Below are 23506 nucleotides of genomic sequence, written 5' to 3'. Positions count from 1 at the left end.
GCATGCCGCTTTTCCGCTACAAGGCACTTGATGCACACGGCGAGATGCTGGAAGGCCAGATGGAGGCCGCCAGCGACGCCGAAGTGGTGGCGCGCCTGCAGGAGCAGGGCCACCTGCCGGTCGAGGCCGCGCTGGCCGTTGCAGGAGGTGGGCGCAGCTGGGGCCAGTTGTGGCGGCCGAATGCATTCGCGGGTGGCCGGCTGGTGCAGTTCACCCAGCAACTGGCGACGCTGCTGGGCGCAGGCCAGCCGCTGGACCGCGCGCTGGGCATCCTGCTGGACCTGCCCGAGGACGAGAAGGCGCGACGGGTCATCAGCGACATCCGCGATGCCGTGCGTGGCGGTGCGCCGCTCTCCACCGCGCTGGACCGCCAGCACGGTCTCTTCTCCCGCCTGTACATCAACATGGTGCGCGCGGGAGAAGCGGGCGGCAGCCTGCACGACACGCTGCAGCGGCTGGGCGATTACCTGGAGCGCAGCCGCGCGCTGAAGGGGCGCGTGGTCAATGCCCTGGTGTATCCGGCCATCCTGCTGGTGGTGGTCGGCCTGGCGCTGTTGTTCCTGCTGGGCTACGTGGTCCCGCAGTTCGCGGTGATGTACGAAAGCCTGGATGTCGCGCTGCCGTGGTTCACGCGCGGCGTGCTGTGGGTGGGCAGCTTCGTGCGCGATTTCTGGTTCGTGCTGGTCGCGCTGCCGCTGCTGGCGGTGCTCTGGTTCGACCGTCGCCGCCGCGATCCCGTCTTCCGTGGCCGGCTGGATGCGTGGTTGCTGGACAGGCCGCTGGCGGGGCCGCTGCTGGCCCGGCTGGAAACCGCGCGCCTGGCGCGTACGCTGGGCACGCTGCTGAAGAACGGGGTGCCCCTGCTGACCGCGTTGGGCATCGCCCGCAACGTACTGGGCAATCGGGCTTTGGCGGCCGATGTCGATGCCGCCGCCGAGGATGTGAAGAACGGCCACGGCCTGTCCGCGTCGCTGGCCAAGGGCAAGCGCTTTCCGCGGCTGGCCCTGCAGATGATCCAGGTGGGCGAGGAGTCCGGTGCCCTGGACAGCATGCTGCTGAAGACGGCCGAAACCTTCGAGCAGGAAACCGCTCAGGTGCTGGACCGTATGCTGGCCGCCCTGGTGCCTGCCATCACGCTGGTCCTGGCGGGCGTGGTGGGCATCGTCATCGTCGCCGTGCTGGTCCCGCTGTACGATCTGACCGGCGCCATCAATTGAGAACACTGGAGAGTCCGCCACCATGTCCCGCATGCGCCCCATGAACGCGTTCCATTCCCCCAGGTCGCAGCAGGGCTTCAGCCTGCTGGAAATCATCATCGTGCTGGTGCTGATCGGCGGCATCCTGGTGCTGGTGGGCAGCCGCGTGATGGGCGGCGCCGACAGCGGCAAGGTGAAGCTTGCGCAATCGCAGCTGCAGACGCTGTCCGGCAAGGTCGAGACCTATCAGCTGGATACCGGCCATTACCCCACGCAGCTCTCGGACCTGGTGACGCAGCCGGGCAACGCGGCCGGCTGGCTGGGACCGTACGCGAAGGAAAGCGAGCTGCAGGATCCGTGGAAGAATCCCATCGAATACCGCATTCCCGGCGAAGCGCAGCGCTTCGACCTGATCAGCCTCGGCGCCGATGGCAAGGCGGGCGGCGACAGCGTCAATGCGGACATCAAGAACGAATAAGCACCTGCGCCTGCGATCGTGGCATTCCGCAGCGCCACTTCACCGGTGACCGCCTCCAGGCCCGTGGGCTCCAGGACGCGGATGGGTGGCTTCACCCTGCTGGAAACGTTGCTCGTCATGACCTTGATGGCGGCCGCCACCTTGCTGGCGGCGATGATGTTCACCGGAGGCATGGAGGGCATGCGCCTGCGGTCTGAATCCAAGGAGATCGCCGCGCAACTGCGCTACACGCGTGCACGCGCCATCGCCACGGGGCAGCCGCAGCGTTTTCTCGTGGATCCGCGCGCGCATCGATGGGAGGCCGCCGATGATCGCCATGGCGACATCGATACTTCGTTGTCGGTGCGCTTCACGGGCGCACGGCAGGCGCAGGAACGCGCGGGCGAAGGCGCGATCCTCTTCTTTCCCGACGGTGGCTCGACCGGCGGACGCGTGACCCTCGCGGCCGGACAGGCGGCGTGGAGTGCCGACGTGGCATGGCTGACCGGTGAAGTGCGCCTGGTGCGCGATGCGGTCGCTGCGCGATGAGCATTGGCGCGCGACGGCAGCAACGCGGCTTCACCCTGCTCGAAGTCATCGTGGCGTTCGCGCTGCTGGCGCTGGCGTTGACGTTGCTGCTCGGCGCGCTCTCGGGCGCGAGCCGGCAGGTGCGGACATCGGCCGACAGCAGTCGCGCCACGCTGCATGCGCAGTCGCTGCTTGCCCAACTGGGTACCGGCGAAGTCCTGCAGCCCGGTCGGCAGGAAGGCAGCTTCGATGGCGACCGCTACCGCTGGCACCTGGACGTGTCGCCGTTCGCCGACCCATTGGCCGCGCGGGCGCAACGCGACGCAGGCGCACCGCAATTGCTGGATGTGCGCCTGGTGGTGAGCTGGGGCGATGCGCGCGACCAGTCCCTGCAGTGGCGGACGTTGCGGCTGGCGCCGCGCGACATCAACCAGGCGACGCTGCCATGAGATCACCGCAGCGCGGCTTCACCCTGATCGAGGTGCTGGTGGCGCTGGTATTGCTGGCCGCCGGCCTGGCACTGGCATTCGCCACCCTGCGTTCGTCCACTGCGGTCGTCACGCGCGGCGAGGACATGGCGCAGGCCAGCGAACGCATGCGTGCCGTGCATGGTTACCTGCGCGCACGGCTGGCATCGGCGCAACCCATCGTGTTCGCGACCGATCGCGGCACCCTCCGCGAGGCGCGTTTCATCGGCACGCCGCAGCGCATGCGCTTCGTGGCCGATCTGCCGGACTACCTGGGATACGGCGGGCCCTATCTGCACGACGTGGCGTTCGACGGAGAAGGGCGCCTGCAGGTCGCGTTCGCCGTCGCGCAACCGGATGCCTCGCTGGAAGATGTGGACCTGTGGGCGCGTGGACTGCGCGCCGAGCGCCTGGCCGACGGCCTGCGTGCGGTGCGTTTCCGCTACCGCGGGCTGGATGCGGACAACCGGCTTGGCCCGTGGCAGGACCGCTGGGAAACATCGGAGATGCTGCCCCTGCAGGTGAAGATCGAAATGGATGCGGTGCGTGGAGGGCGCTGGCCCGACCTGGTGGTCACGCTGGCGCGCAGCGAAGGTGGTGCGGGTGGCGGACTGCTTCCCGGTGGCGCGAATCCGGTGCTGCCATGAGACGGCAACGTGGAGCGGCCCTGTTGATCGTGCTGTGGCTGGTGGCACTGCTCACCGCGCTGGTCGGGGCGTTCGCGTTGACCGCAAGGATGGAGGCGTTGCAGGGACGGGTGGGGAGCCGCGGCGCGGTGGCGCAGGAGATCGCGCGCTCCGGCATGGAATACGCGCTGGTGCGCGTGGCGGACCGCAATCCGGAAACGCACTGGCAACCCAATGGCCGTGCGTACACCTGGACGTTCGATGGCCATGACGTGCAGGTACGCATCATCGACGAGACCGGCAAGGTGGACCTCAACCAGGCGGATGTGTCCCTGCTGTCGCGCCTGATGCAGGCGCTCGGGCAACCGTCCGACGCGAGCGATCTGATCGCCGCCGCGATCGTGGACTGGCGCGATGCCGACAACCTGAGCCAGCCCGTCGGGGGCGCGGAGGATGGCGACTATGCAGCGGCGGGGCGCGACTACGGTGCCAAGGACGCGCCGTTCGAAACCATCGCGGAAGTCGAACAGGTCCTGGGCATGACGCCGACGCTGTACGCGCAGCTGGCGCCCTTCCTCACTCTGTATTCGGGACGTGGGCAACCCGATGCCACCTATGCGCAGGGGCCGGTACTGGCGGCGATGGGGATGGACGCGACGGCATGGCTGGCGCAGCGCAACGCGACCGGTGTCACGGGCAGCAACGAACTCGTCGGTACCGGCAGCGGCACGTATAGTATCGAGAGCCGTGCGCGGCTGGCCGATGGCCGCGAGGCGTCGTTATGGACAGTGGTGCGCGCGGGAGCCAGCCCGGTACCGGGTTCGGCCTATACCTTGTTGCGCTGGGAGGAGGGAGCGGCACCACAATGAGCGGCGTACGCGACACCCTGCAGCAGTTCCGGGCACGTCTGGGGCCCGGGCCACGCAGTTTCCTAGCGTGGTGGGGACAGGCACTGGCGACCTGGTTGCCGGCGCGCTGGCGCGTGCTGCTTGGCCTGACCCGCGACCGGCTGTTCTTCCGGCAACAGGACGACGAACTCGAGATGGCCTGGGTGGAGGGTACGCAGCGCCACGTGCTGGCGCGCCTGCCTGCCACGACCACGCCCGACGAACTGCGCATGCTGCTCGGCAGCCGCCTTGCGAATCTTCCGCGCTGGTGGTTGGTGCCGGCGGGCATGGTGCTGCGTCGCCGCGTGCTGTTGCCGGCGGCGGCGGCGGATCGCCTGCGCGACGTGCTGCGGTTCGAACTCGACCGGCAGACGCCGTTCACCGCGAACGAGGCCTGTTTCGATGCGCGCGTGCTGAGCGTCCGCGACGACGGTCAACTCGATGTCGAACTGGCGGCGGTGCCGAAATCCGCATTCACCGGCGGCCTGGCCCGGCTGGGGGCGTTGGCGGGCGAGCTGGCGGGCGCCGATGTTGAAGATGCCGACGGCGGGCCGCTGGGCGTGAACCTGTTGCCCGAGGAGGCGCGCGTGGCCCGCCAGGCACCGCAGCGCGGTGTGCACCTGGCGCTGGCGGCAGTCGCGCTGATCGCCCTGGTGTTCGGTGCCTGGGCGGTACTCGACAACCGGCGTGCGGCGGCGGAGGCCTTTGCCGCGCAGGTGGACAGCCGCGCCGACGAGGCGCGCCAGGTGGCATCGCGCCGCCAGCAGCTGGTCGATCTCGTCGCCGGTACGGCCACGTTGAACCAGACCAGCGCACGACGTCCCACCGCGCTGGAAGTGATGGACGACGTGACCCGGCGCCTGCCGGACAACACCTATCTCGAGAAACTGGCCATCGAGGGCGATCGACTGACGCTGATCGGCTTCAGTCCGGAGGCATCGGGGCTGGTCGCACGGCTGCAGGAATCGCCGCTGTGGCGCAATCCCGCCTTGAGCGGGGCGCTGCAGCCCGACCCGCGCACGCGCATGGATCGTTTCACCCTCACCGCCGAGTTGCTGGGCAAGCAGGAACCTGCCACCGCAGGTACGCAGGGAGGCGCCGATGCCGCTGGCCGTGACTGAACGTGATCGCTGGCTGGCCCTGGTATTGCTGCTGGTGGCGCTGCTGCTCGGCTATCTGGTGCTGGTGCATCCGTGGTGGACGGTGCCGATGCAGGAAGTGAACGTGCGCGTGGCGGAACTGCGCGACCGCGAACTGCGCATCCGCACCCAGCTCGAGCAGGCGCCGCAGGTGCAGCGCGAACTGGCTGCCGCGCTCGCGCAGCAGGCGCAGCGTCCGGGGTTCCTGCCCGAGGCGACGGTGGAACTCGCCACCGCCGGCCTGGTGCAGCGACTGGAAACCGTCGTCAGGCAGGCCAGTCCCGGCAACCGCAGTTGCGCCATCGCCAACCAGTCGCCGCTGGCGATCGCCGGCCGCGAGGTCTATCCGCGCGTGGTGGTGCAGGTACGCCTGCGCTGCGGTGCCCCCGAACTGGCGTCGGTGCTGCACCAGATCGAGTCCGGCAGCCCGCGGTTGTTCGTCGAGAATCTCAACATCCTCGCGCAGCGGTATGCATTCCAGGCCAGCGAAAGCGGTGCAGGCGGGCTGGACGTGAACTTCGACCTGTACGGTTATCTCAAGCCCACGCCCGCCGCCGTGCAGGAGCCGCCCCGTGCGCCTTGAGGCCTGGACCGCGCGCACCTGGATCCTCGCCGTCACGGCGGGATGGGCGGTGCTGGTCGCGCTGCTGGCGTTGTTCGGGCTGGGTGGCCGCATCACGCCGTTGCCCGCCGATCCCGCGCTCGTCCAGGCGTTGCCACGCCTGCCTCCCGGTCCGCCGGAACGCCTGGGTGCGTTGACCCGCTACGCGGAGGTCGGCGAACGGCCGCTGTTCTCGGAGGACCGCCGGCCCAAGCCGTTCTTCCTGTCCGGCGAGGAAGCCGCTGCACCGGCCTTCGACCTGGTGCTGAGCAGCGTGCTGATCACGCCATCGCTGGAGTTGGCCATCGTCCAGCCTGCGCAGGGCGGCGAGGGCTTGCGGGTGAAGGTGGGCGAATCCCCTGCAGGCTTCCCGGGCTGGCGATTGAGCGAACTGGCACCGCGCCGGGCCGTGTTCGATGGCCCCGAAGGTCGGCGCGAGCTGGAACTGCGTGTCTTCGACGGCGCCGGCGGCCAGCCGCCCACGCCCTTCGTGGGCGGGGCGCCAGGCGGACCCCCACTGACGGCCGTCCCGCCGGCCGGTGTGCCCATGCCCGCGCCCATGCCGGGCAGCCGCACGACCGGTGGCAACAATGCCCCCGCCGTCATGCCGACCGTGCCGTCGCCGGCTGCGCAGGGGCCGGCGCCAGTGCCTGCACCCTCGCCGCCACGCGCCAACGACGCGACGGCCGCACCGGCCACGACCACCGACCAGCAGATGGAAGCCATCCGCCAGCGCATCGAGCAGCGCCGTGCGCAGCTGCGCCAGCAGCAGGCGCAACCCACCACGCCGCCGGCAACGCCCGGCAAGACACAGTAGAGTGCCGGCATGACGCCACGTGTGATCCTGTTTTCCCTTTGTCTCGGCCTGCTGGCCGGCTGTGCCAGCGCGCCGGTGCCGGATGTGCGCCGCTCTGCGACCACCCCGCCGGGCGAGGCCGTGCCCGGCAGCGCGCAGACCGCACCCTTGGCGGAAGCCGAGGCGCCGGTCGGTGGTCCGCAGGCGCAGATCCGTCGTGGCAGCGGCCAGATGATCAACCGCAGCGCAGCGGCCGCCCCGATGCCGTCGCTGGGCAGCGCAAGCAGCGGATCGGCCACCTTCAATTTCGAAGGCGAATCCGTGCACGCCGTGGTCAAGGCGATCCTCGGCGACATGCTGGGGCAGAACTACGTGATCGCCCCGGGCGTGCAGGGCACGGTCACGCTGGGCACACCCAAGCCGGTGTCGCCCGCCGAGGCGTTGAACCTGCTGGAAATGGTGCTGGGCTGGAACAACGCCCGGCTGGTCTACAGCGGTGGCCGCTACAACATCGTGCCCGCCGACCAGGCTCTGGCTGGCAGTGTGGCGCCCGGTACCGGCAGCCCCGCCAATGCCCGTGGTTTCGAGGTGCGCGTGGTGCCGCTGCGTTTCATCTCCGCCAGCGAAATGAAGAAGGTGCTGGAGCCCTACGCGCGGCCCAACGCCATCGTCAACACCGACGCCACCCGCAACGTCATCACGCTCGCCGGCACCCGCTCGGAACTGGAGAACTATCTCCGCACCGTCGAGATCTTCGACGTGGACTGGCTGTCGGGCATGTCGGTGGGCGTGTTCCCGCTCCAGTCCGGTCGCGCCACGCGCGTGGTCGCCGACCTGGAGAAGGTGTTCGGCAACGACAGCAAGACGCCCAGCGCCGGCATGTTCCGCTTCATGCCGCTGGAAGGCGCGAATGCGGTGCTGGTGATCACCCCGCAGCCGGCCTATCTCGACCAGATCCAGCAGTGGCTGGAGCGCATCGACGGTGCGGGCGAAGGCAGCCGGTTGTTTTCGTACGAGCTGAAGTACGTCAAGGCGCGCGAACTCGCGCAGCGGCTGGCGGAAGTGTTCGGCGCGTCGGGTAGTGGTTCCGGAGGCGATGACCGTTCCACCGGCGGGCCAGGCAATGTGTCGCTGATGCCGGGCACCGATCCCGTGCAGATCAACGACGGCGGCATGGGCGGTACGGGCGGCTCGGTCGATTTCGGTGGCTCGGGCAGCAGCGGTTCCGGCGGTGGCGGACTGGGTGGCGGGTCGCTCTCGCTCAACCAGCGTGACAGCGGCAACGGCGCGGTGACGCTGGATGTCGACGGCAGTCGCGTGGGCGTGGCCGCCGTGGAAGAGACCAACACCCTGCTGGTGCGTGCCAGCGCCAGCGCCTGGCAATCGATCCGCGAGGTGGTCGAGAAGCTCGACGTGATGCCGTTGCAGGTCCACATCGAAGCGCAGATCGCGGAAGTGTCGCTGACCGGCGACCTGAGCTACGGCGTGAACTGGTACCTGGAACGCGCGATGACCGACAACGGCCTCGGTCCCTTCGCTGCGCCCGGTGCGGGTGGGCCCAGCAAGTGGAGCACGCTCGCCGGCAGCATCGGGGGCGTAGGTGGCGCGGGGGCCGTGTGGACGCTGGTCAAGAATGATGCGGCGGCCGTCATCACCGCGCTGGACGAAGTGTCCGACGTGCGCCTGCTGCAGACGCCCTCCATCTTCGTGCGCAACAACGCCGAAGCCACGCTCAATGTGGGCAGCCGCATTCCGATCTCGTCGGTGACCGTCAATCCGGGACTGGGCACCGACAACACCTACAGCCAGGTGCAGTACCTGGATACGGGCGTGATCCTCAAGGTGCGCCCGCGCGTGACCCGGGACGGCATGGTGTTCCTCGATATCGTGCAGGAAGTCAGCTCGCCCGGCAGCGAGCCGGACGCCAACGGCAACGTGCGCATCAACACGCGCCGCTTCAAGACCGAGGGTGCCGTGCAGGCCGGCAACACGGTGATGCTGGCGGGCCTGATCAGCGACACGGCGACCCAGGGATCGTCCGGCATTCCGGGCCTGAGCCGCCTGCCGATCATCGGTGGCCTGTTCGGCAGGAAGACCACCGGCACCGAGCGCAGCGAAGTGATCGTGCTGCTGACGCCGACCATCGTCAGCAACCCCCAGGAAGCGAACGACCTGACCGACGAGTACGGCAAGCGCTTCCGCGCGCTGGAACCCCTGAACACGCCCCGCGACAAGTGACGCCATCCGCCGCATCGTCCCTGCCCATCGTCCTGTTGCCCATCGGCACCGATGACGATGCACTCGACGCCTGCCTGGGTGCACTGGAAGCCGGGACACCGGCCGGGACGCGCCTGTGGCTGGCCGACGACGCGCAGGCCGGTCCTCGCGGCCTGGCCATCATCGAGCGCTGGCTGACGCGTACGCGCCTGCAGGCCGACTACACGCGACGGCCGCGCATGCTGGGCGAAGTCGCGCATGTGGACCAGATGCTCGCGGCCTGTGGCGATGCCGACGTGGTGGTGCTGGCGCCGGATGCGCAGCCCTTGCCGGGTTGGCTGCAGCAACTGGCCGCCTGTTTCGCCCGTGATGCCGCCATCGCCACCGCCACGCCCTGGTGCAATGCGGGCGAAGCCGCTGCCTGGCCACGGCTCGGCGAAGTGAGCCCGCCCCCCAAGGATTTCGAACGCACGGCGCATGCCTGCGCGGCGATGGCGCCGCTGCATCCGGAGCTTCCGGCGGCTGTCGCGCACGCGGTGGCGTTGCGTGGCAGCGCCCGCAAGCGCGTCGGCGGCCTGGATGCCGCGAGCTACGGCTCGTGGTACGCCGCGCTGGTCGACCTGTCGCTGCGCCTGGCCGGGCTGGGGTGGCGCAACGCCCTGTGCGAGACCGCCTTCGTGGCGCGCGGAGGCGAGGGCGGTCCTGCCGATGGCGACATGGACGCATTGAACGCACGCTGGCCCGCCTTCACGCCGCGGCTGGCAACGTTCCTGATGGAGGATCCGCTGCACGAACCGCGCGAGCGGTTGGGTGCGCTGTACGCCGAAGCGGGATCACCGGAGCGCCAGCGTGACCTCTTCGGTTGAGGCCGCCGGCATCGCCGTGGTGGTGGTCACGCATGAGAGCGCCACCAGCATCGACGACTGCCTGATGCGGCTGCGCACGGCGCATGGCGTGGACGAGATCCGCGTGGTGGACAATGCCTCCACCGACGACACGATGGAGATCGTGCAGCGCCACGCGCTGCAGGATGCGCGCTTGCGCTTCATCGCCAATCCCGACAATCCCGGCTTCGCGGTCGGCTGCAATCAGGGTGCACGCGATACGCATGCGCCCTGGTTGGCGTTCGTGAATCCCGATCTGATGGTGGAGGCCGACACGCTGTCGCGGTTGCGCGCGCACGCCCGCCATGCGGCGGGCGAGGTGTTGCTGGGCGTTGACCTGGTGGACGAGGGCGGCGTGCGCGATGCGGCAGCGCGTCGTCGCGATCCTCTGTTCGCCGCGATGCTGCGTTCGCCGGGCGCGGCGTCCAGGCTGGCGGTGCCGGTCGATGACGGGCAAGTGCTGCAGCCTGTGGACATCGTGTCGGGCGCGTTGATGCTGATGCCGCGCGCGCTGTTCGACAGGATCGACGGGTTCGACGAAGGCTATCGCCTGCATGCCGAGGACATGGACCTCTGCCGTCGCGTACGCGCGGCGGGTGCGAGGGTCGCCGTCGCCAATGACATCCGCGTGCTGCATATCCGTGGCGTATCGAGCCGTGCGCGGCCGGTGTTCGTGGAATGGCACAAGCACCGCGGCCTGTGGCGCTACTTCCGCAAGTTCGAAGCCGCACGATGCGGATTGGCTACCCGGGCGGGCGTGTTTGGCGCGATCTGGTTGCACTTCGGCGCGGTGGCCGCGCGCATCCTGCTGCGGCGCCGGTGACGTAGCGGCGGTCTTTCAAGCGTCGATGCGGTGACCAGCGTCGCGCAATGCCGACAGGGCCTCGTCCAGTCGAGGTGCCTGCACCAGCACGTAATCCGTGTCGTAAGTCGACAGTGCGAAGATCCCGATGCCCGCTGCCGCCAGCGGATCCAGCACCGCCTTCAGGATGCCGGTCAGGGCGAAATCGAAGGGCCCCTGCAGCTCGAACATGCGCCAGCCACGCTGGCAGCGCACGTTCCCGGGGACATGCGCTTCTTCGCAGACCAGCGACAGTTCGTCATCGGTCCAGCCGGCGTGTCGCATGCCGGTGCTAGGCCACCACGCCGGTAGCGCGGAATCCGCAGGCAGTTGCGCGACCGCGTAGCGACCGGGAAGCAGGGACAGCGCCAGCGACGTCATCCTGCGCGTCCGTTCCACCAGAACAGGGCGTTGACCGCGAGCACGACGACCATGGTGTAGATCAGCGACAGGGGGCCGCCGACGCGCCACAGCTGGCGCGAGGTGTAGTTGGCCGGACCGACGATCATCGAAATCACCGGATTCGAGGCCGTCATCAGGTTGTTGGACGCCGACAGCGCCACGATCAGCGCGAACGCGGTGGGATTTCCACCCGCCGCCAACGCCAGGTTGATCGCCATCGGCACCATCACGATGGTGGCCCCGACATGGCTGATGACCAGCGAGAAGGCGGTGGTCAGCAGCGCGATGGCGATCTCCAGCGCCCACACGGGGATGCCCTCGGGCAGTCGTTCGACCGTGTGCCCGGCCACCCAGGCGGCAGCGCCGCTGCTGTCCATCGCCCAGCCCAGCGGGATCAGGCCGGCCATCAGGAACACGGTCTTCCAGTTGATCGCGCCGTAGGCTTCGTCCATGCGCAGGACGCCGGTCAGCAGCATGCCGGCCACGCCGGTCATCAGGGTCAGCGCGACCGGCAGCTTGGACGTCAACGCGATGATGATGGTGATGGCGAAGATGGTCATCGCGATCTTGAACTTGTGCGGACGCTGTTCGCCCTTCGGATAGTCCGTCACCACCACGAAGTCGCGGCTCTCGGCGGCCAGTCCCAGGTCCTGCCAGATGCTGTGGAACACCAGCATGTCGCCGGCGCGCAGCTTCTCCTCGCGCACGTTGTCGCGGATGACCTTCTTGTCGCGGTTGATCGCCAGCAGGCTGATGCCGTTCTGCTTGCGCAGGCGCAGCTCGCGCGCGGTCTTGCCGATGAACCTGGATGTCGGCGGCACCACGGCCTCGGAGATGCCGGCGCGGCTCGGGTTGAACAGGTCGCCGAAGTGGCGCAGGCGTGAGGACATGCGCAGGAACTGGTTCTGGGCGAAATCGCCCACCTCCTGCCGCGTGCCCATCACGCCCAGCACGCTGCCCACCCAGATCCGCATGTCGGCCGGCGGTGCGAGCCGCGTATCGTTGCCCGTCTGCAGGGCGAGCATCAACGGCGCATCGTGCAGCGCTTCGGCCTCGCCCAGCGACATGCCCACCAGCGGGCTTTCCGCGGTGACCACCAGTTCGAACACGTCGCCTTCGATGCCGTAGGTATTGGCGAAGTAGCTCTCGGTGCGTGCCGGGGTGACGGCACCGTCAGCGTCAGGGGTTTCCTCCTTCAACTTCCGGTCGCCATGGAAGCGGAAGTACAGCAGCGACGCCGCGACCAGCGCCAGTCCGATCGGCAGCGGCGCGAACATGCGCAGCGGCTCCAGCGTGGCCATGCCGGAGGGCAGGTTGTTGTTGGCGGAGACCAGCAGGTCGTTGAGCAGGATCAGCGGTGAGTTGCCGACCATGGTGAACGCGCCGCCCATGACGATGGCGGCGGCAATGGGCAGCAACAGGCGCTGCAACGACAGTCCGGTGCGCGACGACAGCCGCGAGGCGACCGGCATGAACAGCGCCATCACCGATGGGTTCTGCATGAAGGAGGAGTTGAGGCTGGCGATGGCGGTGGTCATCAGCAGCAGCCGCTGCTCGATGCCATGTCCACGCCGCAGCAGCCAGGAGGCGAGGCGGTTGAGCGCACCCGTGCGGTCCAGTCCCGCACCGAGGATCATGGTGGCGATGATGCTCATCACCGCGTTGCCCGAGAAGCCGCCGAAGATCTCCTCCGGCGCGATCAGCCCGGTGATGCCCAGCACCACCAGCACGACCAGGGCGACCAGATCCGCGCGGATACGTTCGAACAGGAACATCGCCATCGTGAAGCCGACCAGCCCGAGGACGAGCTTCATGTCGTTGGTCAGCGTCAGCGCGTTTTCCATGTCGCGGTCGGTTTCCTGGTGCGTGCTGCGGTATTACTCGCGGTCGTACAGAAGATCCCACACCCCGTGGCCGAGCTTCTGGCCGCGGGTCTCGAAATGCGTCTGCGGCCGCCAGTCGGGGCGCGGCACGCTGCCGCGCGGGCCGGCGCGGTTGGCCAGTCCCGGCGTCGCGTCCAGCACGTCCCACATGTGCTCGGCATAGGCTTCCCAGTCGGTGGCGCAATGCAGGCGGCCGCCCGGGCGCAGCTTGCGCGCGATGAGCGCCGCGAAGTCGGGCTGCACCAGCCGGCGCTTGTTGTGGCGCTTCTTGTGCCACGGGTCGGGGAAGTAGATGCGTACTTCGTCGAGAGAGCCGTCGGCCACCTCGTGCTGCAGCACTTCCACCGCATCGTGGTGGTAGACACGGACGTGGTCGCTGCCGTCTTCGGCCAGTGCATTCAACAGGCGGCCCACGCCGGGCGCATGCACTTCCAGGCCGAGGTAGTCGCGGTCCTTGTCGCGGGCCGCCGCGAAGCGCAATGCTTCGCCGTTGCCGAAGCCGATCTCGAGCACGCGCGGTGCGGTGCGGCCGAACACAGCGTCGTAGTCGCGTGGCGCGCCCGTGTAGTCCAGCCCGAAGCGCGGCCATTGCGTGTCGAATGCGCGCTGCTGGGCGTCGGTGAAGCGGCCCTGCCGCAGCACGAAGCTGCGGATTTCGCGTCGGCCTTCGCTGATCGTGAAGGGCTTGGGCGGGGCCTTGGCGCCGGAACTGGAGAACGGGTCCGTCATCGGTTCAGCCGATCAGGCCGTCGATCGGGCTGGAGGCCGAAGCGTTGCGCTTGCGCGGAATGCGTCCGGCCAGGAAGGCTTCGCGTCCTGCTTCCACGGCCTTCTTCATGGCGCTGGCCATCAGCACCGGGTACTTCGCGCCGGCGATGGCGGTATTCATCAGCACGCCGTCGCAGCCGAGTTCCATCGCGATGGCGGCGTCGGAGGCGGTGCCGACCCCGGCATCGACCAGCACGGGCACCTTGGCGTTCTCGATGATTTCCAGCAGGTTGTACTTGTTCTGCACGCCCAGGCCGGAGCCGATGGGGGCGGCCAGGGGCATCACCGCGACGCAGCCGATCTCCTCCAGGCGACGGGCCAGGATCGGGTCGTCGCTGGTGTAGACCATCACGTCGAAGCCGTCGGCCACCAGCTTTTCAGCCGCGGCCAGGGTCTGCACGACATCCGGGTAGAGGGTCTTCTGGTCGCCCAGCACTTCCAGTTTCACCAGCGTGTGGCCGTCGAGCAGTTCGCGCGCCAGCCGGCAGGTGCGTACGGCATCGTCGGCCGTATAGCAGCCGGCGGTATTGGGCAGGATGGTGTAGCGGTCCGGCGGCAGCACGTCGAGCAGGTTGGGCTCGTTGGGCGACTGGCCCAGGTTGGTGCGGCGGATGGCGACAGTGACGATTTCGGCGCCCGCGGCCTCGGTGGCCAGGCGGGTTTCCTCGAAATCCTTGAACTTGCCGGTGCCGGTGAGCAGGCGGGAACGATAGGTCTTGCCCGCGATCACCAGCGGGTCATGGGGGGCGGTGTTGGACATGTGGCGATTATCGCCCATGTCATGCCGGTGCGTCCCGCCGACCCGGATCGATCCGCAGTTTCAGCCGCCGCCCAGTGCGTGCACGATCTCGACACGGTCATCCGCCTGCAGCACGCACTGTGCGTGCTGTCCGCGCGGGATGATCTCGCCATTGACCTCGATCGCCACCCGGCGCTCGGCCAGGCCTTGCAGGTGGAGGAGGGTGGCGACGGTACTGTGGTCCGGCAGCGCCAGCGGCTGCCCGTTCAAGTGGATGTCCATGCCGCCATTGTCGCCGATGGCCAGGGCGCTTGCCGCATTGCAGCGTGTGCGCCGGCGGGCTTGGTGGAACGATGCGCGCCATGCGCAGCCGTACGGCAGAGCCGGCGCGCAGTCGACCATCCCTTGCCCCGGAGATTCCATGAAGCGTTCCTTTTCGCCCGTCCGCTCGCTGCTGGCCGTTGCGCTGGCGGTGGCGGCCGCCCCTGCCCTGGCAGGCGACAGCCCGTACTCCCAGACCATCTTCTTCGGTGACAGCCTCACTGATTCCGGCCACTTCCGCCCGGCGCTGGTCCAGGTGGTGGGGCCGAACGGCGCCTTGCTGGGCCGCTTCACCACCAATCCGGGCCTGGTGTGGTCCGAGTACCTGGCCGAGTACTACGGCACGGGCGCTGGCAGCGCCAACCAGGGCGGCACCAACTACGCCGTCGGTGGTGCGCGCGTCGGCACCAATACGGCGGGTGCGCTGGGCCCGATCCCGTCGATGACCACGCAGCTGACCAGCTACCTGTCGGCCAATGGCGGCCGCGCCGATCCGAACGCGCTGTACACCGTCTGGGGCGGGGCGAACGACCTGTTCGCCGTGGTTGCCGGCGCCAACCCGACCACCACCATCGGCGGCGCGGTCACGGCGCAGGTCGGCATCATCGGGACGCTGCAGAATGCGGGTGCGCGCTACATCCTGGTGCCGACCGTACCCGACCTGGGCGTCACGCCGTCGTTCCGCGCACAGGGACCTGCGAGCGCGGCCGCCGGCACGCAACTGGCCACGACCTACAACAATGCGCTGTTCGGGGCCATCAACACGGCCGGCCTGCGGGTGATCCCGCTGGATACCTTCACGCTGCTGCGCGAGATCGTCGCCAGTCCGGCGGAATACGGCTTCGGCAATGTCACCGGGACCGCCTGCAATCCGCAGATCACCGCATCCTCGGTCACCTGCAGCCCACTCAACTATGCGTCGCCCAATGCGCCGGACGTGTATGCGTTCGCCGATGGCGTGCATCCGTCGTCGAAGGCGCACGGCATCCTGGCCCAGTACGCACAGGCGATGCTGGAAGGGCCGCGCCAGATCGCGCTGCTGCCGTACACCGCGTCGGTGCACGGCCGAGCCCGTGCCGACCGCGTGGCGTCACACGTGGCCGGCAAGCCGGATGGCGACGGCATGCGCTGGTGGGGTGACGTGCGGGGCGACTTCCTGCGCTACGGTGATGGCGACCTGTACGACGGCGCGGGCCCGATGGGAACCTTCGGCGTCGACTGGTCGAAGGGCTCGTGGGTCTACGGCGCCTTCGCCGGTTACGGTCGCGCGAAGTACGACTTCGGCCTGCGCCGCGGTAGCTTCGACGAATCCGATGCCACGCTGGGCGGTTTTGCCGGCTGGTACGGCGACCACCTGTGGACCAACGCGCAGGTCAGCTACAGCTGGATCTCGTACGACGTGGACCGCGAAGTGCAGCTGGGCGGCGTGACCCGCCGGCACAGCGGCTCGCCGGACGGCACCAACCTGACGGTGGGTGCAAGCGCCGGCTACGAATTCGGCGAGGGTGCGTTCCGCCATGGTCCCGTGGTGAGTGTCGTATCCCAGACCATCGAGATGGACGGCTACAGCGAAAGCAACGTCAATTCGACGGCGCTGGCGTATCCGGACCAGGATTTCGATTCATTGATCGGCAGTGCGGGCTGGCAGGTCAGCTACGCGATCAACGATCACCTGGCGCCCTATGCCCGGCTGACGGTGGACAGGGAATTCGAGGACCCGGCGGAAGAAGTCTTCGCGCAGGCCCTGTCGTTGCCGGGCACCGCGCCCTATGCGGTACCTGGCTTGGACACCGATGACAGCTACGGGACGTTGCTGTTGGGTGCGCGCACGCGGCTGTTCGGCTTCGACGCCAACCTGGGCGTGAACACGACGGTCAACCAGGGCGGCGGGACCAACACCACGGCGTTCATGACCTTGAGCGGCAACTTCTGATGCACGACCCGCGATGCGGCGCCGGATGACGGCGCCGCATTGCCTTGCCGCGTCCTGCGGCATAGACTCGCCGCATCGTGCGGGTGTAGTTCAATGGTAGAACTGCAGCTTCCCAAGCTGCTAGCGTGGGTTCGATTCCCATCACCCGCTCCATCTCCGCATTCCCTTTCCCGCGTCCTGTCATCGCCCGGTATCCCGTGCGTGGCATGCTGTGCCCGGCCCCGTGATTGCCCACCCATGAAGCTCGCCATCCTGTCGCGCAACGGCAAGCTGTATTCCACACGACGTCTCGTCGAGGCCGCGCGCCAGCGTGGCCACACGGCGCGGGTGCTGGACCCGCTGCGCTGCTACATGCGTATCGCGTCCACCGGCTTCCAACTGCACTACAAGGGCAGGTCGCTGGCGGACTACGATGCGGTCATCCCGCGCATCGGCGCCTCCATCACGCGCTACGGCACGGCCGTGCTGCGGCAGTTCGAGCTCATGGGGACGTACAGTCCCAACCCGTCGGATGCCATCCTGCGTGCACGCGACAAGCTGCGCACGCACCAGTTGCTGGCGGCGCAGGGGATCGATCTGCCGGTGACCGTCTTCGGCGACAACCCGGACGATACCCACGACCTGCTTTCGATGCTGGGTCCCCCTCCGCACGTCATCAAGTTGAACGAAGGCGCCCAAGGGGCCGGCGTGATGCTGACGGAGAAGCCATCCGCGTCCCGCAGCGTCGTCGAGGCCCTGCGCGGCCTGTATGCCAGCTTCGTGGTACAGGAATTCATCGCGGAGGCCGAGGGTGCCGACCTGCGCTGCTTCGTGGTCGGTGACGAGGTGGTGGCGTCGATGCGCCGCCAGGCCCCGGAGGGTGACTTCCGGTCCAACCTGCATCGGGGCGGCACGGCCCAGCACGCGGTGGCCACGGAAGAGGAGTGCGCCGTCGCCATACGGGCGGCACGGGTACTGGGTCTGGGCGTGGCGGGCGTGGACCTGATCCGCGCGAAGCGTGGCCCCCTGGTCCTGGAGGTCAACTCGACCCCGGGACTGGAAGGCATCGAGGCAGTGTGTGGTGTGGACGTCGCGGGGCGGATCGTGGAACACCTCGCCGCACGCGCTGAATAGGGTGACGGGGCGCTTTGCAGCCCCCAACATCCTGTTTTCACGTGAAATTAACGCGCTCTTTAACGGTGGTTTAATCGAAACCCGCGTAGCCTTGTCCGGACCGCAGCTCTGCGTTCCTCCCGGTGTTTGCATCTGGAAAGCACAGGTTTACGGTAATCGGGGCATTAGTTTGGCCCAAGCGGGTGGAAGCCCGCTTGGGCCTTTGTTTTTCTCAGCCAGCCCTTCCGATACTTGCTGGCATGGGTCCCGTTGGCTAAATTCGGTAATCCCCATCACGTAAGGAAGCAGCATGCGTCGCCCTCCCTTCATGGCATTGATGCTGCTGCTGTTGGCAGCGACCGCCCACGGCGCTCCCCGCGACAAGTCCACCAAACCGCAAGCGCTGGATCTCGACAAGCCGCTGCCCGAACAGGTCGAGCTGATCCAGAAGCAATTGGACGACGGCGAAACCTATGTCGAGATCGCGACCGCCGACCGTGCCAAGGTCAAGGAATCCCTTGCCCGGTTTGCCGCGATCATCAATGAGAGTGGCGGGTCCTTGAACCCCGAGCAGAAAACCCAGCTGGTCAACGAGCAGAACGAAATCAACCAGATCCTGTCCCAGGCCGCCGCCGACAGCCGTCTTGTCTGCCGCCGCGAGGCGCAGATCGGGTCGCTGCGGACGACGACCCAGTGCAAGACGGTTGCGGAACGTCGTCGCGATGCCCAGGACGCGCAGGAAGTGATGCGCCGCAATCCCTCGGGTACCTACAACAAGGGCAGTTGAGGGAAACGCGTTGCCGCGGCGAGCGCTTGAATGGCCTGGCATTCGAGTCGCCCGGGTCGTGTTTCCCAGACGTGTTTGATCGTGCTCCCAGCCACCCATCAGGAGATTCAAAGCATGCTTAAGGCGATTGTTCTGGGCTTATTGCTGACCACGTCATCCGTAGCGCACGCCAAGATTGATTCCCTGTCTTCACGCGAAGGCGCTGCCAGCAAACTTAATATCCAGTCGCCCTTTGGTGTGCAACAGCAGCAGATCCTCCGCGATCTGGCGGGAGGCGAGAAATATGGCGAAATCAGCGCCCAGGATTCGGCCAAGGTGAAGGAAGCCTTGAGCCGCATGTCCAGCCAGTTGGCGAGCACGGATGGATCGGTTGAAGGCCTTTCCGCAGAGCAGCGGGCGACGTTGCTGAATGATCAGGAATTGATCAACGCCATCCTGACCCATGCGGGTGAAGAGAGTCGCTTGGTGTGTACCAAGGAGAAGGCCGTCGGCACGAGGCGCTCCACGACCCATTGCATTACGGTTGCCGAACGCCGACGTCACCGCGAAGAGGCACAGAATGAAATGGACAAGAATTTCCGCTCGCAGCAATTTGACCCGAATCTCTGAAAATGCGAATCCTGGTTATCGAAGACAACAGCGACATCGCCGCCAACCTTGGTGATTACCTTGAGGAGCGGGGTCATACGGTGGACTTCGCGGCCGACGGTGTGACCGGACTGCACCTGGCGGTCGTGCATGAGTTCGATGCGATCGTGCTCGACCTCAACCTGCCCGGCATGGACGGGCTGGAGGTCTGCCGCAAGCTGCGCAACGAAGCCCGCAAGCAGACGCCGGTGCTGATGCTGACGGCGCGGGACTCGCTGGACAACAAGCTGGCCGGCTTCGATTCCGGTGCCGACGACTACCTGATCAAGCCGTTCGCGCTGCAGGAAGTCGAGGTGCGCCTGAATGCGCTGTCCCGGCGCGGCAAGGGCGTGCAGACGCGGGTGTTGGAGGTCGGCGAGCTGGAGTACAACCTGGATACGCTGGAAGTGCGCCGCCAGGGCAAGCTGCTGCAGTTGAATCCCACTGCGTTGAAGATCCTGCAGGCCTTGATGGAGGCGTCTCCCGCCGTGGTGACGCGCCAGGAGCTTGAAACGCGCGTCTGGGGCGAGGAATTGCCCGACTCCGATTCCCTGCGCGTGCACATCCATGGCTTGCGTGCGGTAGTGGACAAGCCGTTCGACAGCCCGTACATCCAGACCCGTCACGGCATCGGATACCGCATCGCCGCGCCCGATGCCAGCAGCTGAGTCGCCGAAACCCCGTCGCCACCGCCGCTTCCGGCGGCGGCTGCGCACCCGCATCATCCTGTCGTTCGTGCTGTTGGGTTTCTGCCTGACGCTGCTCCTCGCGTTCTCGGCGAACTGGGTGCGGAATCGCGTCGAGGAAGACCTCGTGGTCGATGCGATGAGCCAGAACATCAGCGAGTACCAGCGGCGCTATGTCGAGAGCGGAGGACGCCAGCGCGACCTGCGTGTCCAGACGATGCGCGCTTACGCGTTTGCGCCGGACAAGTTCGATCAGCTCAAGAACGAGCAACCCGACTGGTACGAACTGGCGAACGGCATACATGCGTTGTCCGGCACGGACGAGGACGGGTCGCCGTTTTCCTATTGGCTTGCCGTGCAGAAGACGCCGGACGCGTGGTTTTTCCTTGCTTACGACATGACAGAGTCCGCCAAGGGCAAGGACAAGTTCAATCGTGCATTGATCGGCGTGGTGGTGGTGTTCACTGGCATATCGTTGTTGATCGGCTGGTGGTCCGCTTCGCGCGTGATGAGCCCTGTATCCGAACTCGCCGCACGTCTCCGTTCCTATCGCGGCAGCAGCAACCCTCGCGCGCTGGCATCCCACTTTCCCGAGGATGAGGTCGGTGAACTCGCCAAGGCGCTGGACGACTATTCCGGGCGCCTGACCGAAGTGGTCCAGCGCGACCGCGAGTTCAACGCCGACGTCAGCCACGAGCTGCGCACGCCGCTCGCCATCATCCGCGGCTCGGTCGAGCTGATGCTGTCGCGGCCGGACATGGACGAGAAGACGCGCACCCGCATCCAGCGCATCCAGCGCGCCGAGCAGCAATGCACGGACCTGATCAGCGCGCTGCTGCTGCTGTCGCGCAACGAGCGTGGCCATGGCAACACCGATGTCGCGCGCGTGGTCGACCAGTTGCTCGATGCCCATCGCGCCACGCTGGGAGGAAAGCCGCTGATCCTCCGGGTCGAAGGCGAAGGTGGCATCACCGTGGACTCGCCCGAAGCCGCACTGTCGGTGGCGTTGGGCAACCTGATCGGCAACGCGGTCAAGTACACCAAGGATGGCGAAGTGGTCGTCCGCCTGTTGCCGGATGCCGTCGAAGTCGTCGATTCCGGGCCCGGGCTGAGCAAGGAAGACGCCGCGCGGCTGTTCGAGCGCGGCTATCGCGGCACGCATGCCGGCCATTCGCAAGGCGGCGGCATCGGCCTGTCCATCGTCAGTCGCCTGTGCGCGCTCTATGGCTGGCAGGTCGGCGTCCGTCCGGGGGACTCGAAAGGCGTCGTGGCCACGTTGCGTTTCTCGCCAGCGCGGGACACGTCGCCGGAGTCGCCGGGCGCTGCGCCGCAGGGCGCGTGAGGCCCCGGGGTTTCTTACAGCGTTATCCAGAAACAGTTGTAGGCCCTGCGCAGGCCGAACGTGGTGTCGGCGGGTGTGGCGCTGTTCTTCAGCGTCTGCACCACGCGCAGGCCGATGGGACGCTGCCGCTGCGCGGTGTGCGGGTAATAGCCATCCTGGTTGGCGTCGACCACCTGTCCGGTGGCATCCAGCACTGGTGCAGGTGCTGGCCGGACCGGGACGATGTCGACCAGCGGACGCTGGGTGACCGCATCGAGCCGGTCGAGGATGCGCAGTGCGGTGGCGTCTGATGTGCCGGTCCAGTGGTAAACGCCGGCCAGGCGGTTTACGTCCTTCGCCTGGATCGCGGACGAGACCTGCATCACCAGGTCGCTGAGCGTGCGGGAGCAACCTCCACGGTAGAGGGCGCCCGTCGCGGCGGTGGGCGTGTCGCCCGACGGCAACCGGTCCATCGCGCCGATGTCCTCGCAACGCTTGTCGGTGTAGACGGTCTGGCCGGACATCGTGCTGCAGCGCTGCACGCCCTGCTGCTGCGCACGCGCGTCATGCACCTTCAGGCAGGTCCACGGGGCCAGGCAAAGCAGGGCAAGACAGGGCAGGGAACGCATGTGGCCAGCCTAATCCGCGCCTGCGTCCAGGTCATGGCGCAAGCGCACGGAATGGGAGGTCGTTCACCTGCCGGAAGGACGGACCCGGTGGCCGACGCTCAACGGGCCCAGCCCAATCGCGCCAGCACGGTCTGGGTGGGCTTGGCCAGGTTGAGCGTGTAGAAGTGCAGCGAGGGTGCGCCGCCGGCGACGAGGCGTTCGCACAGGCTGGCGACCACGTCGGCACCGAAGTCGCGGATGGCGTCCGCATCGTCGCCCAGTGCTTGCATGCGCTTGCCGATCCAGCGCGGGATCTCCGCGCCGCATGCTTCGGAGAAGCGACGCAGCTGGGTGAAGTTGGAGATCGGCATGATGCCCGGGATGATCGGGATCTCCACCCCGAGCTTGCGCACCGCATCCACGAAGTGGAAGTACGCATCCGGGTTGTAGAAGTACTGCGTGATCGCGCCGTCGGCACCGGCATCGACCTTGGCCTTGAAGTGGTGCAGGTCCGTCAGCGCGTCTTCTGCCTGCGGGTGCGTCTCGGGATACGCACCGACTTCGATATGGAAGGCATCGCCGTGTTCGGCGCGGATGAATTCGATCAGCTCCGACGCGTAGCGCAGATCACCCGGATGCCCCATGCCGGAAGGCAGGTCGCCGCGCAGGGCGACGATGCGCTTGCAGCCGAGCGCGCGGTACAGGCGCAGCAGTTCGCGGATCTCCTCGCGGCTGCCCCCCACGCACGACAGGTGCGGCGCGGCGTCGAAGCCGTGGTGCTGGTTGAGGTGCCGGACCGTTTCCGATGTGTAGCTGAGCGTGGAGCCGCCGGCGCCGAACGTGCAGGACACGTAGTCGGGCGCATGCGTCTTCAGCTTGTCCGCGGTGCGATCGAGCTGCGTGCGCTGCTCATCGGTCTTGGGGGGATAGAACTCGAAGCTGATGGATGGCATGGAGGGCGCCCGTCGGATCGTGGGGGCATTATATCTCTTCATCCGGATGAATGATGCATCTTTGTGGCGCGGGGCCGTATCCCGCAGTGGGCCCGCGCCGCTACCCTGTCGCCCTCCCACCTTCGCCTGCCGCATGACCATCGTCCTGACCCCTTTCGCCCGTACCCGCCTGTTCCCGGCCGACAGGCGCCGCAATGCCATCCAGGACTGCACCCCGGAGGCATTCGAGCAACGCCTTAACGATGAGAAGCCGTTCGAAGTACTCGCTGGCTATGCACCATTCTGTCGCCTGCATGTGCACCGGAACTGGACGGCGACCCGCTGCCTGACCGTGCCCATCACCGACGACAACCGGCATCTGCTGCGGTCGGCCTACGAAGCGCGCTCGTCGGCGGAACTGCCCGTGCTGGTGCGCTGGTTCGAAGGGGTCGAACCGCCGGTGGCCGACTACCTGATCGTCATCCTGTACAGCGCCGCGCAGCTGGCGAAGGAGAAGGCGCCGATCGACGGCGACTGGGGCGTGGTGGGTTGCCTTTACACCGCCACGCCGCACGAGATCCCCATGGCGCCCATCACGATGATGCGCAATGCGCTGGGCGTGGAGGAGGGTGGGTCGGGCGTGCCGCTGGATGCCGAGGCCTACCGGCAGAGCGTGGCGTTCTGGGACCGCAACGCCAACTGGCGCCCCTGATGCGCGATGCGGGAAGCCGTGCATTCACGCGGTGGCCATCTACTGCACGTAGAACG

26 protein-coding genes and 1 tRNA gene are annotated in these 23506 nt (G+C 67.6%); 20 read left to right on the top strand and 7 right to left on the bottom strand.

The features are described 5' to 3' along the window. Positions 1 to 2 precede the first annotated feature (2 nt). The 12 genes from xpsF to AC3DET_RS05180 all read left to right on the top strand — a co-directional run bounded on the left by xpsF (position 3) and on the right by AC3DET_RS05180 (position 10621). Positions 3 to 1217 carry a type II secretion system protein XpsF gene (gene xpsF, locus AC3DET_RS05235; RefSeq protein ID WP_337730578.1) on the top strand — a complete coding sequence of 405 codons (1215 nt, stop codon included), beginning with the start codon at positions 3 to 5 and terminating at the stop codon, positions 1215 to 1217. Positions 1218 to 1248: 31 nt separating this feature from the next. Continuing rightward, positions 1249 to 1674 (top strand): type II secretion system major pseudopilin GspG, encoded by a 426-nt coding sequence (gene gspG, locus AC3DET_RS05230; RefSeq protein WP_225590914.1) that lies wholly within the window; start codon positions 1249 to 1251, stop codon positions 1672 to 1674. A gap of 81 nt (positions 1675 to 1755) precedes the next feature. Continuing rightward, positions 1756 to 2202: a type II secretion system protein XpsH gene (xpsH, locus tag AC3DET_RS05225; RefSeq protein WP_488390918.1), complete on the top strand. Its 447-nt coding sequence runs from the start codon at positions 1756 to 1758 to the stop codon at positions 2200 to 2202. Then, positions 2199 to 2630 (top strand): type II secretion system protein XpsI, encoded by a 432-nt coding sequence (xpsI, locus tag AC3DET_RS05220; protein ID WP_192200245.1) that lies wholly within the window; start codon positions 2199 to 2201, stop codon positions 2628 to 2630. Before xpsH ends, xpsI begins: the two co-directional genes overlap by 4 nt. Next, entirely contained in the window at positions 2627 to 3295 is a 669-nt protein-coding gene (locus tag AC3DET_RS05215; RefSeq protein ID WP_446537749.1) for a prepilin-type N-terminal cleavage/methylation domain-containing protein, read from the top strand. The genes xpsI and AC3DET_RS05215 overlap by 4 nt, the downstream gene beginning before the upstream one ends. After that, complete coding sequence (locus AC3DET_RS05210) at positions 3292 to 4143, top strand: type II secretion system minor pseudopilin (protein ID WP_488390917.1); 852 nt, start codon at positions 3292 to 3294, stop codon at positions 4141 to 4143. The genes AC3DET_RS05215 and AC3DET_RS05210 overlap by 4 nt, the downstream gene beginning before the upstream one ends. Beyond that, complete coding sequence (locus tag AC3DET_RS05205) at positions 4140 to 5282, top strand: PilN domain-containing protein (RefSeq protein WP_192200248.1); 1143 nt, start codon at positions 4140 to 4142, stop codon at positions 5280 to 5282. Before AC3DET_RS05210 ends, AC3DET_RS05205 begins: the two co-directional genes overlap by 4 nt. Then, entirely contained in the window at positions 5263 to 5883 is a 621-nt protein-coding gene (gspM, locus tag AC3DET_RS05200) for a type II secretion system protein GspM (RefSeq protein WP_488390916.1), read from the top strand. The genes AC3DET_RS05205 and gspM overlap by 20 nt, the downstream gene beginning before the upstream one ends. Continuing rightward, positions 5873 to 6718, top strand: coding sequence for a hypothetical protein (locus tag AC3DET_RS05195; protein WP_337730572.1), 846 nt, complete (start codon positions 5873 to 5875; stop codon positions 6716 to 6718). Before gspM ends, AC3DET_RS05195 begins: the two co-directional genes overlap by 11 nt. A gap of 9 nt (positions 6719 to 6727) precedes the next feature. After that, positions 6728 to 8935 carry a type II secretion system secretin GspD gene (gspD, locus tag AC3DET_RS05190; protein WP_488390915.1) on the top strand — a complete coding sequence of 736 codons (2208 nt, stop codon included), beginning with the start codon at positions 6728 to 6730 and terminating at the stop codon, positions 8933 to 8935. Continuing rightward, positions 8932 to 9780: a glycosyltransferase family 2 protein gene (locus AC3DET_RS05185; protein WP_488390914.1), complete on the top strand. Its 849-nt coding sequence runs from the start codon at positions 8932 to 8934 to the stop codon at positions 9778 to 9780. Before gspD ends, AC3DET_RS05185 begins: the two co-directional genes overlap by 4 nt. After that, a complete protein-coding gene (locus AC3DET_RS05180) occupies positions 9764 to 10621 on the top strand; it encodes a glycosyltransferase family 2 protein (protein WP_488390913.1) in 858 nt (285 codons plus the stop codon). The genes AC3DET_RS05185 and AC3DET_RS05180 overlap by 17 nt, the downstream gene beginning before the upstream one ends. Before the next feature lie 15 nt (positions 10622 to 10636). Here the strand turns inward: AC3DET_RS05180 and AC3DET_RS05175 are convergent, their stop codons facing one another. The 5 genes from AC3DET_RS05175 to thiS are packed head-to-tail and all read right to left on the bottom strand — an operon-like array spanning position 10637 to position 14713. After that, entirely contained in the window at positions 10637 to 11020 is a 384-nt protein-coding gene (locus tag AC3DET_RS05175; protein ID WP_488390912.1) for an ACT domain-containing protein, read from the bottom strand. Continuing rightward, positions 11017 to 12885 (bottom strand): SLC13 family permease, encoded by a 1869-nt coding sequence (locus tag AC3DET_RS05170; protein WP_446537741.1) that lies wholly within the window; start codon positions 12883 to 12885, stop codon positions 11017 to 11019. The genes AC3DET_RS05175 and AC3DET_RS05170 overlap by 4 nt, the downstream gene beginning before the upstream one ends. A 33-nt stretch (positions 12886 to 12918) precedes the next feature. After that, complete coding sequence (gene trmB, locus AC3DET_RS05165) at positions 12919 to 13653, bottom strand: tRNA (guanosine(46)-N7)-methyltransferase TrmB (protein ID WP_337730566.1); 735 nt, start codon at positions 13651 to 13653, stop codon at positions 12919 to 12921. A 4-nt stretch (positions 13654 to 13657) separates the two neighbouring features. Next, positions 13658 to 14452 carry a thiazole synthase gene (locus AC3DET_RS05160; protein ID WP_192200256.1) on the bottom strand — a complete coding sequence of 265 codons (795 nt, stop codon included), beginning with the start codon at positions 14450 to 14452 and terminating at the stop codon, positions 13658 to 13660. A gap of 60 nt (positions 14453 to 14512) precedes the next feature. Then, positions 14513 to 14713 carry a sulfur carrier protein ThiS gene (thiS, locus tag AC3DET_RS05155; protein WP_446537739.1) on the bottom strand — a complete coding sequence of 67 codons (201 nt, stop codon included), beginning with the start codon at positions 14711 to 14713 and terminating at the stop codon, positions 14513 to 14515. A 172-nt stretch (positions 14714 to 14885) separates the two neighbouring features. On the opposite strand from thiS, the gene AC3DET_RS05150 reads away from it, so the two are divergent. The 7 genes from AC3DET_RS05150 (at position 14886) to AC3DET_RS05120 (ending at position 21219) form a co-directional block, all read left to right on the top strand. After that, positions 14886 to 16685, top strand: a complete 1800-nt coding sequence (locus AC3DET_RS05150) for an autotransporter domain-containing protein (RefSeq protein WP_488391170.1) — start codon at positions 14886 to 14888, stop codon at positions 16683 to 16685. Positions 16686 to 16764: 79 nt separating this feature from the next. Next, a tRNA-Gly gene (locus tag AC3DET_RS05145) sits at positions 16765 to 16838 on the top strand. 84 nt (positions 16839 to 16922) lie between these two features. Beyond that, the gene (rimK, locus tag AC3DET_RS05140; protein ID WP_192200258.1) at positions 16923 to 17798 is read left to right on the top strand and encodes a 30S ribosomal protein S6--L-glutamate ligase; all 876 of its coding nucleotides are present in this window, start codon (positions 16923 to 16925) and stop codon (positions 17796 to 17798) included. A 316-nt stretch (positions 17799 to 18114) separates the two neighbouring features. Next, the gene (locus AC3DET_RS05135; RefSeq protein WP_225590789.1) at positions 18115 to 18564 is read left to right on the top strand and encodes a hypothetical protein; all 450 of its coding nucleotides are present in this window, start codon (positions 18115 to 18117) and stop codon (positions 18562 to 18564) included. A 114-nt stretch (positions 18565 to 18678) separates the two neighbouring features. After that, positions 18679 to 19173, top strand: coding sequence for a hypothetical protein (locus AC3DET_RS05130; protein ID WP_446537738.1), 495 nt, complete (start codon positions 18679 to 18681; stop codon positions 19171 to 19173). A gap of 2 nt (positions 19174 to 19175) precedes the next feature. Next, entirely contained in the window at positions 19176 to 19859 is a 684-nt protein-coding gene (locus AC3DET_RS05125) for a response regulator transcription factor (RefSeq protein WP_055936695.1), read from the top strand. Beyond that, on the top strand, positions 19846 to 21219 hold the full coding sequence (locus tag AC3DET_RS05120; RefSeq protein ID WP_337730563.1) for a sensor histidine kinase: 1374 nt from the start codon (positions 19846 to 19848) through the stop codon (positions 21217 to 21219). Before AC3DET_RS05125 ends, AC3DET_RS05120 begins: the two co-directional genes overlap by 14 nt. Positions 21220 to 21233: 14 nt before the next feature. Here AC3DET_RS05120 and AC3DET_RS05115 read toward each other — a convergent pair whose 3' ends face one another. Beyond that, the gene (locus tag AC3DET_RS05115) at positions 21234 to 21827 is read right to left on the bottom strand and encodes a hypothetical protein (RefSeq protein ID WP_446537736.1); all 594 of its coding nucleotides are present in this window, start codon (positions 21825 to 21827) and stop codon (positions 21234 to 21236) included. Between the two features lie 98 nt (positions 21828 to 21925). Beyond that, positions 21926 to 22759, bottom strand: coding sequence for a methylenetetrahydrofolate reductase [NAD(P)H] (gene metF / locus AC3DET_RS05110; RefSeq protein ID WP_337730561.1), 834 nt, complete (start codon positions 22757 to 22759; stop codon positions 21926 to 21928). Positions 22760 to 22892: 133 nt separating this feature from the next. On the opposite strand from metF, the gene AC3DET_RS05105 reads away from it, so the two are divergent. Then, positions 22893 to 23450 (top strand): DUF3228 family protein, encoded by a 558-nt coding sequence (locus tag AC3DET_RS05105; protein ID WP_337730560.1) that lies wholly within the window; start codon positions 22893 to 22895, stop codon positions 23448 to 23450. Positions 23451 to 23506: the final 56 nt, after the last annotated feature.

It is taken from the genome of Pseudoxanthomonas sp. 97-1-1 (assembly GCF_057773125.1).
Note: the sequence above shows the minus strand (reverse complement) of the source record. Positions and strands in the feature narration are given on the sequence as shown.